General features: G+C 45.0%; 17 protein-coding genes. 7 read left to right on the forward strand and 10 right to left on the reverse strand.

Features of this window, described 5'->3' with window-relative positions; genetic code table 11:
• Positions 1–7 precede the first annotated feature (7 nt).
• Genes QMG91_RS07035 through QMG91_RS07050 form a run of 4 tightly spaced genes read left to right on the forward strand, consistent with a single transcriptional unit; the run spans position 8 to position 3,670 of the window.
• The gene (locus QMG91_RS07035; protein ID WP_022550976.1) at positions 8–841 is read left to right on the forward strand and encodes a class I fructose-bisphosphate aldolase; all 834 of its coding nucleotides are present in this window, start codon (positions 8–10) and stop codon (positions 839–841) included.
• Positions 841–1,977 carry a Gfo/Idh/MocA family protein gene (locus QMG91_RS07040; protein WP_281829934.1) on the forward strand — a complete coding sequence of 379 codons (1,137 nt, stop codon included), beginning with the start codon at positions 841–843 and terminating at the stop codon, positions 1,975–1,977. Before QMG91_RS07035 ends, QMG91_RS07040 begins: the two co-directional genes overlap by 1 nt.
• Positions 1,974–2,642, forward strand: coding sequence for a D-lyxose/D-mannose family sugar isomerase (locus QMG91_RS07045; RefSeq protein ID WP_022592934.1), 669 nt, complete (start codon positions 1,974–1,976; stop codon positions 2,640–2,642). The genes QMG91_RS07040 and QMG91_RS07045 overlap by 4 nt, the downstream gene beginning before the upstream one ends.
• A gap of 23 nt (positions 2,643–2,665) precedes the next feature.
• Positions 2,666–3,670, forward strand: a complete 1,005-nt coding sequence (locus tag QMG91_RS07050) for a carbohydrate kinase family protein (RefSeq protein ID WP_022612961.1) — start codon at positions 2,666–2,668, stop codon at positions 3,668–3,670.
• 1 nt (position 3,671) lies between these two features.
• On the opposite strand, the gene QMG91_RS07055 is transcribed toward QMG91_RS07050, so the two are convergent.
• From QMG91_RS07055 to QMG91_RS07065, 3 genes are all read right to left on the reverse strand, one after another.
• Entirely contained in the window at positions 3,672–4,409 is a 738-nt protein-coding gene (locus QMG91_RS07055) for a substrate-binding periplasmic protein (RefSeq protein ID WP_281829937.1), read from the reverse strand.
• Between the two features lie 174 nt (positions 4,410–4,583).
• Positions 4,584–5,096, reverse strand: a complete 513-nt coding sequence (locus QMG91_RS07060; RefSeq protein WP_022550972.1) for a glycine cleavage system transcriptional repressor — start codon at positions 5,094–5,096, stop codon at positions 4,584–4,586.
• A gap of 185 nt (positions 5,097–5,281) precedes the next feature.
• The gene (locus QMG91_RS07065) at positions 5,282–6,172 is read right to left on the reverse strand and encodes a DUF3943 domain-containing protein (protein ID WP_004401060.1); all 891 of its coding nucleotides are present in this window, start codon (positions 6,170–6,172) and stop codon (positions 5,282–5,284) included.
• A 219-nt stretch (positions 6,173–6,391) separates the two neighbouring features.
• Between QMG91_RS07065 and QMG91_RS07070 the strand changes: the two genes are divergently transcribed.
• Both QMG91_RS07070 and QMG91_RS07075 read left to right on the forward strand, forming a co-directional pair.
• On the forward strand, positions 6,392–7,627 hold the full coding sequence (locus QMG91_RS07070; RefSeq protein ID WP_281829940.1) for a CinA family nicotinamide mononucleotide deamidase-related protein: 1,236 nt from the start codon (positions 6,392–6,394) through the stop codon (positions 7,625–7,627).
• Between the two features lie 219 nt (positions 7,628–7,846).
• Positions 7,847–8,128 (forward strand): hypothetical protein, encoded by a 282-nt coding sequence (locus QMG91_RS07075; protein ID WP_004401058.1) that lies wholly within the window; start codon positions 7,847–7,849, stop codon positions 8,126–8,128.
• 27 nt (positions 8,129–8,155) lie between these two features.
• Here the strand turns inward: QMG91_RS07075 and yfaE are convergent, their stop codons facing one another.
• The 4 genes from yfaE to ubiG all read right to left on the reverse strand — a co-directional run bounded on the left by yfaE (position 8,156) and on the right by ubiG (position 13,321).
• Positions 8,156–8,431: a class I ribonucleotide reductase maintenance protein YfaE gene (gene yfaE, locus QMG91_RS07080; protein ID WP_022550969.1), complete on the reverse strand. Its 276-nt coding sequence runs from the start codon at positions 8,429–8,431 to the stop codon at positions 8,156–8,158.
• Positions 8,431–9,564 (reverse strand): class Ia ribonucleoside-diphosphate reductase subunit beta, encoded by a 1,134-nt coding sequence (nrdB, locus tag QMG91_RS07085; protein WP_004401056.1) that lies wholly within the window; start codon positions 9,562–9,564, stop codon positions 8,431–8,433. Before nrdB ends, yfaE begins: the two co-directional genes overlap by 1 nt.
• 81 nt (positions 9,565–9,645) lie before the next feature.
• Positions 9,646–11,928, reverse strand: coding sequence for a class 1a ribonucleoside-diphosphate reductase subunit alpha (gene nrdA / locus QMG91_RS07090; RefSeq protein WP_281829944.1), 2,283 nt, complete (start codon positions 11,926–11,928; stop codon positions 9,646–9,648).
• A gap of 685 nt (positions 11,929–12,613) precedes the next feature.
• The gene (ubiG, locus tag QMG91_RS07095; RefSeq protein ID WP_022550967.1) at positions 12,614–13,321 is read right to left on the reverse strand and encodes a bifunctional 2-polyprenyl-6-hydroxyphenol methylase/3-demethylubiquinol 3-O-methyltransferase UbiG; all 708 of its coding nucleotides are present in this window, start codon (positions 13,319–13,321) and stop codon (positions 12,614–12,616) included.
• A 275-nt stretch (positions 13,322–13,596) separates the two neighbouring features.
• On the opposite strand from ubiG, the gene gyrA reads away from it, so the two are divergent.
• Positions 13,597–16,212 carry a DNA topoisomerase (ATP-hydrolyzing) subunit A gene (gene gyrA / locus QMG91_RS07100; protein WP_281829947.1) on the forward strand — a complete coding sequence of 872 codons (2,616 nt, stop codon included), beginning with the start codon at positions 13,597–13,599 and terminating at the stop codon, positions 16,210–16,212.
• Between the two features lie 189 nt (positions 16,213–16,401).
• Here the strand turns inward: gyrA and QMG91_RS07105 are convergent, their stop codons facing one another.
• The 3 genes from QMG91_RS07105 to QMG91_RS07115 form a co-directional block, all read right to left on the reverse strand.
• Positions 16,402–16,974: a TetR/AcrR family transcriptional regulator gene (locus tag QMG91_RS07105; RefSeq protein WP_022550965.1), complete on the reverse strand. Its 573-nt coding sequence runs from the start codon at positions 16,972–16,974 to the stop codon at positions 16,402–16,404.
• Positions 16,975–17,258: 284 nt separating this feature from the next.
• The gene (locus tag QMG91_RS07110; protein WP_022550964.1) at positions 17,259–17,654 is read right to left on the reverse strand and encodes a phosphate ABC transporter substrate-binding protein; all 396 of its coding nucleotides are present in this window, start codon (positions 17,652–17,654) and stop codon (positions 17,259–17,261) included.
• Between the two features lie 9 nt (positions 17,655–17,663).
• Positions 17,664–19,043, reverse strand: coding sequence for a hypothetical protein (locus tag QMG91_RS07115; RefSeq protein ID WP_281829951.1), 1,380 nt, complete (start codon positions 19,041–19,043; stop codon positions 17,664–17,666).
• Between the last annotated feature and the right edge of the window lie 13 nt (positions 19,044–19,056).

Raw genomic sequence — 19,056 nt, forward strand, 5'->3', positions numbered from 1 at the left:
AAATCACATGTTAGAAGCAAGAATGAACCGTCTGTTTGGAGAATCCGGGCACTGTTTTGATGTCGCGATTGATCACGGCATGTTCAATCAGGGGGCATTTCTCCAGGGTATCGAAAATATGGATCAGGCGATTTCTGCCATTGTGGAAGCCGACCCAGATGCGATTCAGCTTCCACCGGGTAGCGCACGTATTCTTCAAGGGATGAACAAGCCGAAAAAACCGGCTTTGGTATTAAGAACAGACATTGCCAACTGCTATGGGACGGAATTGGTTCCACCCATTTTCTCGGAAATGATAGAAAACCCAGTGGAGAGAGCGGTTAGGCTAGATGCAGCCTGCGTTGTTGTGAATTTATTGCAGTTGCCGAATGAAACGGATTTGTATCGCCAGTGCTTAACGCGCATTAACGCGCTCAGAAAAGAGTGTGAAATCTACTCCATGCCGTTGATGGTTGAGCCATTAGTTATGCAGCCCAATAGTCAGGCGGGTGGATATATGGTGGATGGGGATCTGAGTAAGATCGTGCCATTGGTTCGCCAGGCCAGCGAGTTAGGTGCCGACATCATTAAAGCCGATCCCTGTGATGACGTAAGTGAGTATCACAAGGTGATAGAAACTGCCCAGCGAGTGCCAGTACTCGTTCGAGGGGGTGGGAGAGTCAGTGATGATGAAATCTTGAATCGCACTGCTCAGTTAATGAAGCAGGGCGCAAAAGGGATTGTTTACGGGCGTAATGTAATACAACACCACGATCCTGCGGGCATCACTCGCGCTCTGATGGCGGTGGTTCACCAGGGAACAACGCCGCAAGACGCAAAAGCAATGATTGGGGACGCGTAATGAAAACCATACGATTTGGCATTATAGGCGGCGGCATGATGGGTAAGGAATTTGCCTCCGCTGCCGCGCGCTGGTGTCATTTGACCGAGGTATCGGGTAAACCAGAAATCGTGGCGCTATGTGATACCAATGAATCCATTTATGGCTGGTATCAAAACAACTTTCCCAGCATCACACGCTATACGTCTGACTATCACGATTTGTTGAATGATGAATCTATTGATGCCATCTATTGCGCTGTCCCTCATCATCTTCATGAACAGCTGTATATCGACATCATCGAAGCGGGCAAACATCTTTTCGCAGAAAAACCGTTTGGGATAGACAAATCAGCATCAGAAAAGATCTTAGCGTGCATTGAATCTCACCCGGATGTGTTCGTGCGCTGTACCTCTGAGTTCCCGTTCTATCCAGCCATGCAGGCGTTAATTCGAGAACTCAAACCCAGCTCAGATAATACGTTGCTGTATGCCGACATTGGTTTCCTGCATTCGAGCGATATCAATCCGGATAAGCCAATTAACTGGAAGCGTCAGCAACAATTTTGTGGCGAATACGGGTGCATGGGTGACCTTGGGATGCACATTCTGCATGTACCTCTCAAACTAGGATGGGCGTTTGATTCAGTGTACGCCCAATTGAGCGATGTCGTTCAGAAGCGTAAGAATACACAGGGCGAATGGGTGGATTGCGACACCTACGAGAATGCCGACTTGCATTGTCAGGCAAGATGGGAAAAACAGAGCTTTCCTGTTCGCCTAAAAACCTACCGAATTGCGCCGGGGCATAACAATTCCTGGTACTTCGAACTTCATGGCACCAAGCGAAGCTATCGCTTTTCCACTGCCAGTCCCAATCAGTATCAGAAGATGGAATATGAATCAGGCGGTGAGCAAATCTGGCAAACCGTACCAGTTGGCTACTTGCCTGCTTATTCCACCATTTCGGGTGGGATCATGGAGTTTGGCTTTACCGACGCGGTTCAGCAAATGTGGGCGTCTTTTGTCGATGAACTTGCAACGGGAAGTGTGTCGGGTTTCCAATGTGTGACGCCGCAAGAGGCGTTTATTCAGCATCAAATTTTCACAGCAGCTTTGCTGTCTCATCAGAATCAATCCGTGGAGGAAATACAATGAAACGATCTCAGGTCAACCAAGCGATTCGAGATGCGGAAGCTTTGATGGAACAATTCCATTTCAAACTTCCACGCTGGGGGAAGTGGAGTAAAGAGGCTTGGCAGAAAAACTCAGATCTTGCGGCATACAACAACCAATATCAGCTCGGGTGGGATGTGACGGACTTTAATGAAGACCGATTTGATCAGCGAGGGTTGGTGTTGTTCTGCATTCGAAACGGTGATCAGTCTGATAAAAACAGCGTGCCTTACGCCGAGAAGATCATGATGGTCAAAGAGGAACAAGAAACGCCGCTGCACTACCACAAAAAGAAAGTGGAAGACATCATCAACCGAGGTGGCGGAAATTTGGTGGTCGAATGTGTCAAAGTGAATGGGAAAGGTGAGCATCTGGACAAAGACATTAAGGTGACAGTTGATGGTGAATGGGTACAGGTAAAACCGTTTGAACCAATCATTCTTTCGCCTGGGCAGAGCATCCGAATCCCTACAGGGTTGATGCATCGTTTCTATGGTGAGAAGGGTAAAGGTCCGGTGCTGACAGGTGAAGTCTCGATGGCGAATGATGACAACGGAGATAACTATTTTGATCAGCCACTTGGTCGTTTCTCTGACATTATCGAGGATGAGCCCGCGATCTACCCATTGTGGAATGAACTCAAGTAGGCTGGCTACGGAGCAGGTTGGTTATGGATCAGCGGCAGGGGATTTTGTGCATTGGCAACTGGATCGTTGACCTTGTGCATTTCGTTTCGCCTTGGCCAGAAAAATCTGGCTTAGGCTTAATTGAGAATCAGGTTAAGGGGCCGGGCGGATGCGCATTTAATGTGTCTATAGGCTTGAGTGTACTGGATGACACCGTTCCAGTTTACGGGTGTGGTGTTGTCGGCGATGATGAGTACGGGCAGTTTGTTCTTGATGTTTGCCATCAGTACGGATTTGATTACTCCTGGATTAAGTCGATTCCCGGCATCACGGCTCACACTCATGTCATGACGGATTCAAAAACCGGAGAGCGCACGTTTTTTTACCAAGACGGTGTATCAGCGAAGTTTTCCCCTGTCGATATTCCTTACACCGCAATTGGGATGCGCAACATCAAGATGGCGCATTTTGGTTATCTGTTACTGCTTAAAACCATGGATTCCCTAGATGCCAACGGTCTACCTTATGCTGTAAAAGCACTAAAACAGTTAAAGATTCTTGGGTTAGAGACCAGTTTAGATATGGTGTCGACCGAGATAAGAGATGTGGATTCTCAGGTTACCCCCTGCCTGAAATACGTTGATCACCTGATCATCAATGAACTTGAGGCGGGGTACTGCCTGCAAAAGACTCTGAGAAAAGAGGGCAGCATCAGTTCAGATGATGTTTTAGCGGCGGGTCAGGCACTGCTTGAAAAAGGTGTGAACAAGAACGTCATTATCCATATGCCGGAGGGGGCGGCTTGGGTTTCAAAGTATGGGGATTCAATATGGGTGGAGAGCCTGGCACTTAGCTCTGAAGACATTGTTTCCAGCGTAGGTGCAGGGGATGCATTTTGCAGCGCGTGTCTCTGGGGAATTTACAATGAAATTAGCCCTGTAAAAACACTTCATCTGGCCAATGCCAATGCTGCCGAATGCCTGAAAGGGTATACAACGGTCGATTCGCTGGTTTCTATTCACCAAATCCGCAAAAAGCACGGTTTGTAAGTTATTGGTTAAGCGACTGGGTGGCAATCTGATTGACTTTGATTTTCTTCAGTCCCTGATTAATGATTTCCCGCCATTTTCGACCCAGATCGTCGTTAGTAAACGCAATAAACAGCTCTTTGTTTTCTAGTCTTTTGGCGTTCATCTGCAACTCACCATTCAATAAATCGAGTTTGGGATCGTTTTCCATTAGGTATTGAAAGACGTATTCGTCTATCACAGCGATGGAAATGCGTTCAGCTCCCAATTTACGGATGTTAGATGCGTCATTTAAAACAGGAGAAGCGCGCAACGTGCCGTTTGCTATTTTTTCGTCCAGCTCTTTGGTATTAACGTAATCCTGAACCACACCAATACTATAGGGTTTGAGATCAGACAATGTTGACCATTTAATTGGATCCTTAACGCGCTCCACGAAGCCCAAAGTACTGGAGCCGATGGAATCAGAAAGTAGAAGGTCGTCGGATTCAAGATGATACTCCGGGAAATAGCCAGCGTAATCCTTGTTGTTCTTTGCAAGCCGGACCGCTCTAGACCAAGGATAAAAACGAATTTCGAGGTCGTGTCCCATTGCCTGTAAAGCTGCTTTAACAACTGCGGAAGATGCACCGTGATCAGAGAGGTATTGGCTGGTGTAAGGTGGCCACTCAAGAGATGTCAGTACCAACGTATCTGCGTTTGAATCGGGTGATTTTATCAAACTGCAAAGGACGATAGCAGCAAGCGCAATTTTATTCATAGGCTCAGTAATTCAGACAACCATTAACCTGAAGGTTAACCAATAATTGTGTGAGCTGAAACTATTCTTGTTGATGAAATTAAATATAAGACAGGAATACAGAGGAATGTGCGGGTTTTGTTTTAAAACCCGGGAGTAGAGAGCCCAAACTCGCTGCGGCTTGGGCTCAGTTTATTAACTTTCCAGAACGACTCTCGTATCTTCGCTAAGAGACTCTAGCTCATTGATGATGTCTTTGATGTTCGCTTCTTTTGGAATTTTAACCGCTATTGTTGAACTAAACAGGCTGGAGCTGACTCCGCCTCCTCCGGCGATAAACACGCGCTGGCAATCCATGTCTAGAATACTGACGCCCTGACCATCCAGCACATGGCTGATTTCATTGACAATACCTGCCCGGTCATTCGCATCCAACCTGAGCTGGTGGATGGTGTCTGTTTCATTGCTTAGGTCGTTTGCATTACTGAATTGAACCAGAAGGTCGGGTGTTTGAGCAAACGCGTCTTTGACTGTGTCTTCGTTTTCCGAAGGTAACTCGATTTTGATGACGGCAGCGACCTGATGTTCGATGAAATTCACCTTACTGAGTAGCCACTTGCCTCCGTTGTCGTGAGTAATGGAAGCCAGTTTTTTGATTGTGGTTGGGGTCGCAGTTCCTACAAAGCTCACTATGAAGGTCGTGTACATACGCATCCTCCTATCTTAAGGCTATTGACCTGATTCAGAGCCAAAAATTTGCTCTGTGATATCAGTTTAGAGGTTTACCGGTAGGGAAATATGATAGTAATCAAGTTTATTAAAAGAGGGGCGGGCATAGCTCTAAAAACTGAAAAAGCGCCTGAGAAGGCGCTTTAATGATTTCCGATTGCAGCTTAAAACGTGATGGTCAATTCCATACCGTAGAATTGCTTGTCCAGAGGTCCTTGTGGGTTAACGGCTAAGTCGACATCGGTTTGGTAACCAGTCCACGGAGTCGTTCTGAAATTGAATTTCGCATCTCCGCCCCAAGCATCGGTTACCCAGTAATGAATGTGACCAACTGGGTTTAAGAAGAACAGGGAAACATCGCCAAGCGTCTCAGAGCCTAGCACCTCTCCACCATTGGCAACGATGCTCTGCTCGCCTTCAAACATCAATTCACCGACTACTGCGCCGAAAAATGGAGTAATGAAAATGTCCTGCCACGAAGGGATTTCCGCAAATGCCTCAACGCCAAACTCCCAGAACAGGGTAGACATGGTCAACGAGTAGAGGTACGACTCAAACTCATTGAATCCAGCGTGTCGGGAAGCGGTGTAGTAAACACCACCGAAATAAGGGTGCATGATGTAGTTAAGGAAATGTTCGTCGCGGTCCCAGACAGGTCCCTGGCTAACATTATCGACCCACTTCTTACCGAGCTTACTCATGTCACGTGCTTCGGCATCCCACTTGGTGATGCTTTCTGGCAACAGAGTCATTAACCCGACAGTCGCGACACTCAGTCCAAGAATGGTATAGGTCTGCTCTTTCAGGTACTGCCAATCCTTTTCTGGCTGTACCTGCAGGTAGAGCGGGAGCGGCTGTTCCACTTCAGGGTTCGTCTCAATATTGTCATTAAAAGACAGATAGAATGGATTTATGCTTGTATCAATGTTAAGACTGTAGCTCTGATGGTCATAGCCGCTATTCAAGTCATAGGATAAGTTGTCGATATCAAAATCAGCAGCTTGAGTCGAAGTTGTAAATGCAAGCAATGCGGTAGACAGTGACTTCAGTCGCACAGAGATCTCCGTTGAGAATAACCAATAACAGTGAGCTGAGCATTATTTCCTGTACGAATCATAGATGCAATCACTTTGATCGTTAAAAAATTGAAAAATATCAGCCTTTAACACGGTCTAAGAAGAATAGTTGAACAGAAAATAATTGACTAATTTGAGTCAGCTTGCGTAGCAGAACTGTGAAAATAACAACAATTCGAAAGATAAAGGATTAGGTTTATGTTGAAAGTGGCAATGTTGAGCACCGGTGAGGAGGTGCTTCATGGCGACATTGTGGATACCAATGCGTCATGGCTTGGTGAAACGCTGTATCAGAGTGGGTTTCAGCTCTCTGCCCGTTCTACCGTCGGCGATCAGTTGGATGTGCTTCAGGACGAAATCGAACGTCTGAGCAAGACATTTGATGTGGTGATTGTCAATGGAGGTTTGGGTCCTACAACTGATGACCTGACGGCTTCAGCAGCGGCAAAAGCAGCGAACCAAAAGCTGACTTTGTTTCAGGAGTGGCTGACCGTTCTTGAAGATAAGTTCACTCGTCGCGGGCTAACAATGCCAGACAGCAATCTAAAACAAGCTATGTTGCCTGAAAAAGCCAGCATTATAGATAACCCAATTGGCACAGCTTGTGGGTTCGAAATGCAAATCGACAAAGCCATGTTCTACTTCACACCGGGCGTTCCTAGTGAATTTAAAAAGATGGTATGCGAGCAAATCCTGCCAAGCCTTGGTGATAAACATCGTGACATCTTACCTTCCGAATGCAGCCGGATATACACTGTGGGGCTTTCTGAGTCCGGTATTTCAGACAAGTTAGACCTTATTAAACTGCCTGAAGAATACGAGTTGGGTTATCGCTCTTACATGCCATTCATTGAAGTTAAAATCTTCGGACCTGCTGCGGACATGGAGCGCAGGCTCAAGCTACTTCAAGTGGTATACGGACACTTGAAAGACAATGTAGTGAGTGTTGATGAGCCTATGATCGACAATGTTGGTGCATTGTTAGCGGAAACTGGGACAACGCTCTCTATTGCAGAGCAAGCCAGTGGCGGCTTTTTAACGAGTTGGGTCCACGAAAATGAGCTAGTAGCGCAACAGCTTAAGCAAAGCTGGGTGATGAACACTCAAATGGATAAAAATTTGGTTGAACAGGATCCTCTGGCCGCCGCTTTAGCGCTTGCGGCGGCAACTCGTGAAAATGGTAAAGCGACGTTTGGCTTGTCTTGTGGAAAATTGAAAGACAACGTGTTTGCCATCGCACTATCAACGGGAAACGGCGAGTGGGGGCAAGTGCTGGAATTCGCCAGAAACTATGCCAAGCAGGATAAACGCAGTCTGATTGCCGCAGTGATGTTGGACATGTTAAGGCGTCATTTAGAGCAAAAAGCTGTCTTTGGACAATATAGTTCTCTGGTTAGAAAAAAAGAGCTCTATGTGCCAAATTCTGCGGTGTAAAAGTTATAAGGAAAAACATTGACAACAAAATTGTCTTTGCGTCTCAAGGAGTAATGAGAGCCAAAAAACGAAAGAAAACAAATCACGTTTTATGCAAGTGTTTTTTTCAACATTTTCTTTAAAATGAGTCTTGGGATTGGCGAAAAATTAGCTAATATAAGAAGGTCAGAACAACATATTGACACCTTTACTCACTTCATTTGCGATCTGGAGGGACCCATGATTACACAAACGATGATCAAAGTTTGGTACCGTGTATCCGGTGAAAAAGTGTTGTTGGGAGAAGCACATAGCCAACATGTCAGTGATTTGGTATCAACTTGGTTGGAAGCGCCCAGAGCAGACAATGATACCCCAAATGGTGGTTACAGAATGTCTCTGTTTGATGATGGTGGAAAACCAATAGGTGAGAAAGATATTTCGTCCAAGACGGCTGAATATTTACTCAAAAAATATGCCGGTTTAAGCAATTCTGAGTGCATTCAAGACGCTGCAAATTGACGGAAATGAAGGTCAAAAACACAAAAATCAGGCTGTTTTGACCTTTAGCTGATAGTTTACTTTTTCCAATTCTACATCGGTTTTTGCCCTGCATATGCAGGGCAAAATTTCTTTTGGCTGTGTAAATGCCATAGCAAAACCAACATATTCAACTTCACCAGACTTCAATTCACATCGACATGCACCGCAATGACCGTCTCTGCAATTGTATTCTGGCTCAAAACCAGCCAGTTCCATTTCTTCTAGCAGCGTTCTTCCACTACCAGTGATTGGGTTGAGTTCGTTGATTTTGATTTTCTGCATTACAGCTCGAAGTCTCCGAAATCTTCTGCATCAACTTCGTTGTCAATCTGACCAACCAGGTAAGAGCTGATTTCCGCTTCCTGTGGCGCAACCTGTACGTTGTCTGAAGACAACCAAGCGTTAATCCATGGAATAGGGTTAGAGTTTGCTTCAGGGTATGCCGCATCCAGACCTACTGCCTGCATACGAATGTTAGTGATGTACTCAACATACTGACAAAGAATGTCTTTGTTCAGCCCGATCATTGAACCGTCTTTGAACAGGTATTCTGCCCACTCTTTTTCCTGCTCAGCTGCATCTCTAAACAGATCAAAACACTCTTGCTTACACTCTTCAGCGATTTGCATGAACGTGAAATCATCCTGACCGTTACGAAGCAGGTTCAGCATATGCTGAGTACCTGTAAGGTGAAGCGCCTCATCACGAGCGATAAGCTTGATGATTTTTGCGTTACCTTCCATTAGCTCACGCTCAGCGAATGCAAATGAACATGCGAAGCTTACGTAAAAACGGATGGCTTCCAGTGCGTTAACTGACATTAGGCAAACGTAAAGCTTCTTCTTAAGATCATGCAGCTTGATCTCAACAGTTTCGCCATCGATTTTGTGAGTTCCTTCGCCGTAGCGGTGGTAATCGTTAGTCAGCTGAATCAAATCGTCGTAGTAGTGTGCAATGTCTTTTGCACGCTTAAGAATGTGCTCGTTTTCAACGATGTCATCGAATACCAAACCAGGATCGTTCACGATATTACGGATGATGTGCGTGTAAGAGCGTGAGTGAATGGTTTCAGAGAAAGACCACGTCTCGATCCAAGTTTCTACTTCAGGTAGAGAAACCAACGGCAGTAGTGCCACGTTCGGGCTTCTGCCCTGAATAGAATCCAGCAGAGTCTGGTACTTTAGGTTACTGATGAAAATGTGTTTTTCATGATCAGGCAGGTTGTTGTAGTCGATACGGTCGCTCGACACGTCTACTTCTTCAGGACGCCAGAAAAAAGAAAGCTGTTTTTCAATCAGCTTTTCAAAGATTTCAAATTTTTGCTGGTCGTAACGCGCTACGTTTACTGACTGACCAAAGAACATAGGTTCTTTTAGCTGATCGTTTTTCTTTTGAGAAAAAGTACTGTAAGCCATATATGCCTCAAATCCTTTAAAGCCTCTTTGAGAGTCAAAGAGGCTGTTTATATCTATTACCTTGATTCAATAACCAAAGTTTTAAATCTTACAAGCGCCGCCTGCACAATCGTCATCCTGAGCTTTCGCCGCTTCTGACTGCTCGTCCGTCGCACCATCTCGGGTGTTATGGTAGTAAAGCGTCTTCAAGCCGTATTTGTATGCAGTAAGCAGGTCTTGCATAAGAAGCTTCATAGGTACTTTACCGTTTGGCTGAACACTTGGATCATAGTTAGTGTTCGCCGAGATAGCCTGATCCACAAACTTCTGCATCAAACCAACCAGTTGCAGGTAACCATTGTTAGATGGAATGGTCCAAAGCAATTCATACTGGTCTTTCAGGTTTACGTAGTCAGGTACAACCTGCTTCAAGATACCGTCTTTCGATGCTTTAACAGATACGAAACCACGTGGTGGCTCAATACCGTTAGTTGCGTTAGAGATCTGAGAAGAAGTCTCTGATGGCATCAGTGCCGACAGAGTGGAGTTACGCAGACCGTGTTCAACGATTTCCTTACGCAGTGTTTCCCAGTCGTAGTGCAGTGGTTCATCACAAATCTTGTCAAGATCTTGCTTGTAAGTGTCGATAGGCAGTAAGCCTTTCGCGTAGTTTGTTTCGTTGAACAGCGGGCAGGCACCTTGCTCTTTCGCCAGGTTCATTGATGCTTTCAGCAAGTAGTACTGAATCGCTTCAAATGTGCGGTGAGTCAGACCATTTGCACTGCCGTCAGAGTACTTCACGCCATTCTTCGCCAGGTAGTAAGCGTAGTTAATGACACCAACACCCAGAGTTCGACGGTTCATTGTAGACTTACGCGCAGCCGGTAGTGGGTAGTCCTGGTAATCCAGAAGTGCATCCAGAGCACGAACAACCAGGTCAGCCAGCTCTTCAAAGTCATCCAGGCTTTGAATTGCACCCAAGTTAAATGCAGAAAGCGTACATAGTGCAATTTCACCTTCGTCATCTTCAACATTGTTAAGAGGTTTAGTTGGAAGAGCAATTTCCAGACAAAGGTTAGACTGACGAACGGGTGCTACAGCCGGATCAAATGGGCTGTGAGTGTTACAGTGGTCAACATTCTGAATGTAAATACGGCCTGTTGAAGCACGCTCTTGCAACAGTAACGAGAAGATATCTACCGCTTTAACTGTTTCGCGCTTGATCGATTCGTCTGCTTCGTATTTCTCGTACAGACGATCAAACTCATCCTGATCTTCGAAGAATGCGTCATACAGACCCGGAACGTCAGAAGGAGAGAATAGAGATATGTTGCCGCCTTTAATCAGGCGAGAGTACATCATCTTGTTGATTTGTACGCCGTAATCCATGTGACGTACACGGTTTTCTTCAACACCGCGGTTGTTCTTCAGTACCAGCAAAGATTGCACTTCACGGTGCCAAAGTGGGTAGAAAACAGTCGCAGCACCGCCACGAACTCCACCTTGAGAACAGCACTTAACCGCTGTTTGGAAGTACTTATAAAATGGGATACAGCCAGTGTGGAAGGCTTCACCATTGCGGATTTCAGAACCCAGTGCACGAATACGACCAGCGTTAATACCGATACCCGCACGTTGAGAAACGTAACGTACAATAGCGCTGGAAGTCGCGTTGATAGAATCAAGGCTATCATCACACTCAATCAGAACACATGAACTGAACTGACGAGTAGGTGTACGTACACCAGACATAATCGGTGTAGGTAGGGAAATCTTGAACGTAGACGCGGCATCGTAAAAACGTTTGATGTAATCAAGACGTGTATCTTTCGGATACTTCGCGAATAAGCAAGCGGCTACTAGAATGTAGAGGAACTGAGCACTTTCATAGATTTCTTTCGTTACTCGGTTCTGAACAAAGTATTTGCCTTCAAGCTGCTTCACTGCTGCGTATGAGAAGTTCATATCGCGTGAGTGATCGATGAAACCATTCATCTGTTCAAATTCAGATTTGGTGTAGTCTTCAATCAGGTGCTTGTCGTATTTGCCAGCGTCAACCAGCTTAGCTACGTGATCAAACAACACAGGCGGTTCAAACTGTCCGTACGCTTTTTTACGCAGGTGGAAGACCGCTAGGCGTGCTGCCAGATACTGATAGTCCGGAGACTCTTCAGAGATGAGGTCAGCAGCAGATTTGATAATGGTTTCATGAATATCCGACGTTGTGATGCCGTCGTAAAATTGAATGTGTGACTTTAATTCAACTTGAGAAACGGAAACATTGTCCAGACCTTCTGCAGCCCATGCGATAACGCGATGGATCTTTTCCAAATCAATGTTTTCTTTGCGACCGTCCCTTTTTGTCACAGTTAGTTGTTGGTTCATTCTGGTAGATTTCCCTGACGAAACTGCTAAAAGCCGTATTTCTTTGGTAATTCTTGTAAAACTGTAGTCGGCTTTGTGATCTATATCCACCACATATAGTGACTCAAAACACTATATGTGGTGTTGTTCGGTTGAACGAGTTACAAGATAGTGCGCGGTGGGTGATTTTTCAAGTTGGAAGAGTTGCACGACTTGTGGATAAGTTGGGGGAAGAAAAAAAAAGGTAAGTATCTACTAACCTATCATTTTAGGCAGAGATTACCTGCAAAAATGATCCACTCATAGACTGTTTTAATTATGAGCAGAGGAAAAAATATTTTTCTTGATCTTTGAGGAAAAAAGGTCTCCAAAACCAAGCTGTACAAAGGTCACACAAGTCGTTGTGATATTGCGCAAAAAGGAGAGGAACCTCTACTTTTTTACAAAAAATAAGATTTGTTGATTATTGTCTCACTTTTCACAAATTTGCGAAAATCCGATTTGCATAATGAGCATTTATATTATGCAGAATGTGGCTATGAAATGATGAGTTTTGGGGCTTAGGATAACTTCGTGAATATGCGCCCTGTGACTAGGTTTATGCGCAACGAAACACCAACGGATTTTATAGAATGGGAAGACTAGAAGAATGCTGAAAATGACCACCTAACGATTCGATAGGCGGTCAGGAAAGCAATAGATCCAGTTATTGACGAGTGGTATGAACAATGTAGTTAACGTCTACATTAGTACCGAGAGAATAGCGGTCGTTTAGAGGGTTGTACTGCAAACCTGTTATGGACTCTTCATAAAGGTCCGTGGTGTCAATCATCTTTAGAAGTTCGGCAGGTCTTATAAACTTATCGTGATCGTGAGTACCTTTTGGAACCAGCTTAAGTAAGTGTTCTGCCCCTACAATGGCGAACAAATAGGATTTAACGTTTCTGTTTAAGGTAGAGAAGAAGACTTTGCCACCCGGTTTTACCAGCTTGGCACAGGAACGGATAACAGATAGTGGGTCTGGTACATGTTCCAGCATTTCCATACAAGTTACGACGTCATACAGTCCAGGGTTTTCAGCGGCGTGGTCTTCTACCGTACTTTGTACATAGGTTAGGGTAGTGCCTGTTTCCAGCGCATGAAGCCTCGCTACTTCCAGCGGTTCTTTACCCATATCCAGCCCTGTAACTACGGCTCCTTCTTTCGCCATGCTCTCTGCGAGTATGCCGCCACCGCAGCCTACATCGAGCACTTTCTTACCGAATAGCCCTTCACATTTGTCCAGAACATAGTTCAGGCGGAGCGGGTTAATCTGGTGTAGAGGTTTGAATTCACCTTCTAAATCCCACCAACGAGAAGCCATATCTTCGAACTTTTTGATTTCAGCTGGATCGACGTTTTGCTGCTTGGTCATAACAATCACATTAAAGATTAGGATGGGAGCATTATAGCGGCTGAAAATGCGCAGGACAGCAGATTTCCATTTTTGTGAAATTCACCTTGATAATCTGGCTATAATTCATACAGATAAAGTTTTACTGTGCAATTTCTCATCGATTGAATCACAACCAAGGTCACAACCTGATAAAACGAAGGGGAAAGAGATGCCGAATGGGGTATTTGTGTGTTATATTTTTGAACCTTGTACGTATCTAACATACGATCAAACTATAGAGGGATAATGGCTCTATGAGCGATCTAGCTAAAGAGATCACGCCCGTAAATATTGAAGATGAGCTTCGAGGTTCATACCTAGACTACGCGATGTCCGTAATCGTGGGTCGTGCTCTTCCTGATGTGCGTGATGGCCTAAAACCAGTACACCGCCGCGTATTGTTCGCGATGAATGTACTAGGCAATGATTGGAACAAACCATATAAAAAATCCGCCCGTGTGGTTGGTGATGTAATCGGTAAATACCACCCACATGGTGATAGTGCTGTATACGACACAATTGTGCGTATGGCACAGCCTTTTTCGCTTCGCTACATGTTGGTCGATGGCCAAGGTAACTTTGGCTCGATAGACGGTGACTCTGCTGCGGCAATGCGTTACACCGAAGTTCGTATGGCAAAAATTGCCCACGAGCTTTTGGCTGATCTCGACAAAGAAACAGTGGATTACGTACCTAACTACGATGGTACTGAGCAAATCCCTGCGGTACTGCCAACAAAAATTCCTAACCTACTGGTGAATGGTGCCTCTGGTATCGCGGTAGGTATGGCAACAAATATCCCGCCCCATAACCTGACCGAAGTGATCGAAGGTTGTCTGGCGTACATCAATAATGAAGAAATCACTATTGATGAACTGATGGATTACATTCCAGGTCCTGACTTCCCTACAGCAGCTCTAATCAGTGGCCGTAAGGGCATCGTTGATGCTTATAAGACAGGTCGCGGTAAGATCTACATGCGTTCTAAAGCAGAGATCGAAGCCGACAAGAATGGTAAAGAAACCATCGTTGTTACTGAAATCCCATACCAAGTCAACAAAGCTCGTTTGATCGAGAAAGTCGCTGAACTGGTTAAAGATAAGAAAGTAGAAGGCATCAGTGCACTGCGCGATGAGTCTGATAAAGACGGTATGCGCATTGTTATTGAATGTAAGCGTGATGCAGTCGGCGAAGTGGTTCTGAATAACCTTTACGCTCAAACACAACTGCAGACCACTTTCGGTATCAACATGGTTGCGCTGAACAATGGTCAGCCTCAACTGTTTAACCTGAAAGACATGCTGAAGTGCTTCGTCGATCACCGCCGTGAGGTTGTGACACGTCGTACTATTTACGAATTGCGTAAAGCTCGCGACCGTGCCCACATCTTGGAAGGTTTGGCTCTTGCACTGGCGAACATCGATGAAATCATCGAATTGATCCGTAATGCGCCAACTCCTGCCGAAGCGAAAGCTGGTCTTGTGGCTCGTGGCTGGGATCTAGGCAATGTAGCGGCAATGCTTGAACGTGCTGGTACTGACGCCGCTCGTCCAGACTGGCTAGAAGAGCAATATGGCATTCGTGACGGTCAGTACTTCCTGACTGAGCAGCAAGCACAGGCTATTCTGGATCTGCGTCTACATAAGTTGACCGGTCTGGAACACGAAAAGATTCTTGATGAATACAAAGCACTTCTAGAAGAAATCGCTGAGCTGATGCACATTCTGGCAAGCACAGAGCGCTTGATGGAAGTGATTCGTGAAGAACTTGAAGCAGTACGTGACGGTTTCGGCGATACTCGTCGCACAGAAATCACAGCAGCGGTTCACGACATCGACATGGAAGAGCTAATTGCTCAAGAAGATGTGGTTGTGACTCTGTCACACGAAGGTTACGTGAAGTACCAAATCCTAAGCGATTACGAAGCACAGCGTCGTGGTGGTAAAGGTAAGAGTGCAACGAAGATGAAAGATGAAGATTACATCGAACGTCTGCTGGTTGCGAACACTCACGATAACATTCTATGTTTCTCTACCCGTGGTAAGACGTACCGCCTGAAAGTGTATCAATTACCTCAAGCGAGCCGAAATGCTCGTGGTAAGCCAATTGTGAACATTCTTCCATTGGAGGAAGGTGAACGTATTACGGCTATCCTGCCAGTATCTGAGTACTCTGCTGATAAGTACATCTTTATGGCAACGGGCGACGGTACAGTTAAGAAGACGTCTCTGGATCAATTCGCTAACGTTCGTTCAAACGGTCTGATTGCTGTTAACCTTCGTGATGACGACTCTTTGATTGGCGTCGATATTACTGATGGTGACAGCGACATCATGCTGTTCTCGAAAGAAGGTAAAGTCGTACGCTTCTCTGAAGATAAAGTTCGTGCAATGGGTCGTACCGCAGCAGGTGTTCGTGGTATGAAACTCGCTGAGAATGACCAGGTAGTGTCCTTGATCGTCCCATCTAACGAAGGTGACATCTTGACAGTTACGCAAAATGGTTACGGTAAACGTACACCACTAGCAGAATACCCAACGAAAGGTCGTGCAACTCAGGGTGTTGTTTCTATTAAGGTTTCTGAGCGTAACGGCTGCGTAGTTGGTGCGGTTCAGACTGAAGAAAACGACGAGTTCATGATGATCACCGACGCGGGTACCTTAGTTCGTACTCGTGTGTCTGAAGTGAGCCAGGTTGGACGTAACACGCAAGGTGTAACGCTAATCAGGACGGCAGAAGACGAGAACGTTGTTGGTTTGCAGCGCATTGATGAAGTTGAGGAATCTGATTTGCCGGAAGGTGAAGAAGCTGAATCAGCAGAAAACAGTGCAGAGCAACCCGCTGCTGAGCAGGGTGACTCAGAAGAGTAAAGTCCAGCAAATTAAATAACGAAAGCCGTTTCATTTGAAACGGCTTTTTTATTGAAGAAAGATCTAGAAATCGCTTTAAAATAAAAAGAACTTAAATAATAAAATGCCTAAGTGGGGGAACTTATATCCACTTAGGCATATTTTGATCAACTTAGATAATTCTGATTTAAATTAAGGTCACGCTCTTTATTAGCAGAGAGCAGGTGCAGCAAATTTTAAATCTTCCAGAATTCTTGTATAGCCACTGATATTGAATTTATTACAGTCTTCTTTTGTATCAATGTTTAAATAAGGCTGTGTACTTAGTGAAGAAACGAGCATGTAGTAATAATCGATGTTCATTTCATTACATCCTGGCACCTTTCTGAGCGCGGAATACAGGGTTTGTTTCGTCACGTGGTTAAAGCGTGATTCTTCCAGTTTTCTTCTGGATTCAATATCCTGGCTTAGTCCACCACGTGTCAGAAGGACAGGGATATTTGGGTGGTCTTGCCAGAATTGGACATACTTAACGATAATTTCTGACAACTGGACCTGGCTGCGTGAATTAAATGCAGCAAATTCTTTTGCCAGGCGAGGTGTGTGTTCTTCAATTAGCTGATCAAAAAGTTGTTCTTTATTTTTGAAGTAGTAAACAACCAGTGCTGGGCTAACTCCGGCTTTTTGAGCAATCAGCCTAAATGTGACTCGTTTGAATGCATGAGTTAAAAAAAGTTCTTCAGCAGCTTTTAAAATCGCTTCTCTATTTTCATTCATTGGCATAATCAGTACCGCTCCCCCTTATTGATATGCTTGATTCTATTAATAGAGCGAATGATGTCAATTTACCCAACCCTGAACAAACGACAGGATTAGTGTTAAATATTGTTATTGTTGTCAATTGTTGATGTTTGTGAAATTTTGTTAACTTAAAAAAGATATGAAATACAGATGGTTAGAGAGCGAAGGAATATAATGTAAGAATTGTAAGGTGGTGAGGTATATTTGTAATGGTGTGTAGAATGTAGGGCAATTCGGAGAAATCCTACAAATTGCCCTGTATTTCGTTAAGGTTTCAGTAGTACTTTAACTGAATCATCTACCTGACTTTCGTCAATATAACCGATGATGTTTTGACCGCTTTTAACTGTATTTTTCACCAATTCAGCACTTGGTAGAGCTTTCGGTGGCTGACCTTTACCGGTAAATACACGTTTTGCCCAGTAAGCTTGCAATTGCGCTTCGGTTTTTCCCGTCACTTTCTGGTGGAATTCATCTTTAAGTGCCTGACCGTCTTCCAGATCCAGTACTTCAATGTTCAGCGACTTCGCCTTACCTAGGTACAGCTTCTTGATTGTTGATGCATTGAGTTCATCCATCGAAGGGTTACCTACCACAACAACGGCTGCGTTGGCTGCGGAAGTCAACGCTAATGCAGATACTAAAACTAGCTTCTTAAACATATCTTTTCCTTAAAATACAACGTCCACTTTCAGCGTGTAGAGTAGGTTGGTTTTGTCCTTGCTCTCGGAGTTTAGCCCGCCAAATGTTTCACCAAAACCAGTCATATAGCTAATGTCACCCTTAAGCGCCACGTTGGTCATAACATCCCAGCGAGCACCAATGCTGTAGGTTGTGCGTTGGATGTTTTGCGCTGCTTGGATGACTTTTGCTGAACCTTCGATACTGCCCGCTGCTTTGGCTGCTGCCGCTTTTTGCTGTGCTTGAGCCATAAGTACTGCTGCCATACCAGGGCTGGTTGCTGAAATAGCTTTGGCTCTTGTTAGCAGCGCTTCAGCTTCAGCCGCAAGTTTAGCGGTACTGCCTTTTACCGAGTCGTAGTGTTTGTCGCGCACATCGTTATCTTTCGTTCTCATATGCGAAACGGTGAAATAAGGTGTTACGTTGTCAATGCGGTATGCTGTTGTTACGTAAGCCGAATCAACATCGGCATAGAAACCTTCAACTTCTGTGCGTGTCAGTTCAGAAGACAGCATCAGGCTACCATTGTCGTAGCGGCCGCCAATACCATAGAATTTCGCAACTTCATTGTTGAATGTCGTATTGGAAAGCTTTCCACCAAGTGGTTTTAGAGCTGGATTCGTTGAATTCCAGTCTACGTCCGAATTCACCTTAGCCTGACCATACACTGCGCGTAGAGTCCATGTATCGTCAGTCCAATTGACTACACCACCGTAGATATCATTAAACTCTGTTGGTGCATTGTAGCTGTGCTTATTTGCAGTCAGCTTTTGAGCGCCGGCAAAACCTTGGAACGACAGAGTGCTGTCATCCAGCTCCATGTCGTAGATGAAGTCTGCACCAGTAATCGAAGTCAGAACCACCGTGGAGTACACTTCTTGTGGAACGCGAACGCCAACCTGTGCATAGCCTACTTCTAAGTAATCTGAATACATAAAGAGTGGAGCACGTAGCTTACCGCCACGCATCTTGAAGTTTGGCGTAAATTGGTGGCTGATGAATGCCCATTCAATGTCAGGGCTCCAGCTCTCTCTCTTGGTACCACGAGCAACCAGCTGAACGGTTGCAGACGTTGAATCGTTAATCGAAAACTCGCTCTGCAAGCCAACCAACGAACCTTCGTTAAATTTGATTTGATCGGTTGAGTATGCAAAACCATGTTTGTTGTTTGCCAACTGCATATTCACCGAGGCAAAACCATTGAAGCTGATTTTGTCTGCCAGTGAAGAAGATTTTTGCGCTTCCAGAAGCTTAACTTGATGTTCAAGTGCTTCGATGCGCTGGTCGGAATTTGCTTCAGTCGCCTGGGCTGAAAAAGCAGCAGCACAAATCGCAGCTAAAGGCAGCATGCGAAAGGTAGTTCTTGTCATTATTATTCTCCGA

The organism is Vibrio nigripulchritudo, assembly GCF_027924785.1.
In the GTDB taxonomy this organism is placed as follows: Bacteria; Pseudomonadota; Gammaproteobacteria; order Enterobacterales; family Vibrionaceae; genus Vibrio; species Vibrio nigripulchritudo.

Bases quoted from the DNA above. Each gene is read 5' to 3' on its own strand.
- QMG91_RS07035 (WP_022550976.1), top strand. From the start codon at position 8: ATGTTAGAAGCAAGAATGAACCGTCTGTTTGGAGAATCCGGGCACTGT.
- QMG91_RS07040 (WP_281829934.1), top strand. From the start codon at position 841: ATGAAAACCATACGATTTGGCATTATAGGCGGCGGCATGATGGGTAAG.
- QMG91_RS07045 (WP_022592934.1), top strand. From the start codon at position 1,974: ATGAAACGATCTCAGGTCAACCAAGCGATTCGAGATGCGGAAGCTTTG.
- QMG91_RS07050 (WP_022612961.1), top strand. From the start codon at position 2,666: ATGGATCAGCGGCAGGGGATTTTGTGCATTGGCAACTGGATCGTTGAC.
- QMG91_RS07055 (WP_281829937.1), bottom strand. From the start codon at position 4,409: ATGAATAAAATTGCGCTTGCTGCTATCGTCCTTTGCAGTTTGATAAAA.
- QMG91_RS07060 (WP_022550972.1), bottom strand. From the start codon at position 5,096: ATGTACACGACCTTCATAGTGAGCTTTGTAGGAACTGCGACCCCAACC.
- QMG91_RS07070 (WP_281829940.1), top strand. From the start codon at position 6,392: ATGTTGAAAGTGGCAATGTTGAGCACCGGTGAGGAGGTGCTTCATGGC.
- QMG91_RS07075 (WP_004401058.1), top strand. From the start codon at position 7,847: ATGATTACACAAACGATGATCAAAGTTTGGTACCGTGTATCCGGTGAA.
- yfaE (WP_022550969.1), bottom strand. From the start codon at position 8,431: ATGCAGAAAATCAAAATCAACGAACTCAACCCAATCACTGGTAGTGGA.
- nrdB (WP_004401056.1), bottom strand. From the start codon at position 9,564: ATGGCTTACAGTACTTTTTCTCAAAAGAAAAACGATCAGCTAAAAGAA.
- nrdA (WP_281829944.1), bottom strand. From the start codon at position 11,928: ATGAACCAACAACTAACTGTGACAAAAAGGGACGGTCGCAAAGAAAAC.
- ubiG (WP_022550967.1), bottom strand. From the start codon at position 13,321: ATGACCAAGCAGCAAAACGTCGATCCAGCTGAAATCAAAAAGTTCGAA.
- gyrA (WP_281829947.1), top strand. From the start codon at position 13,597: ATGAGCGATCTAGCTAAAGAGATCACGCCCGTAAATATTGAAGATGAG.
- QMG91_RS07105 (WP_022550965.1), bottom strand. From the start codon at position 16,974: ATGCCAATGAATGAAAATAGAGAAGCGATTTTAAAAGCTGCTGAAGAA.
- QMG91_RS07110 (WP_022550964.1), bottom strand. From the start codon at position 17,654: ATGTTTAAGAAGCTAGTTTTAGTATCTGCATTAGCGTTGACTTCCGCA.
- QMG91_RS07115 (WP_281829951.1), bottom strand. From the start codon at position 19,043: ATGACAAGAACTACCTTTCGCATGCTGCCTTTAGCTGCGATTTGTGCT.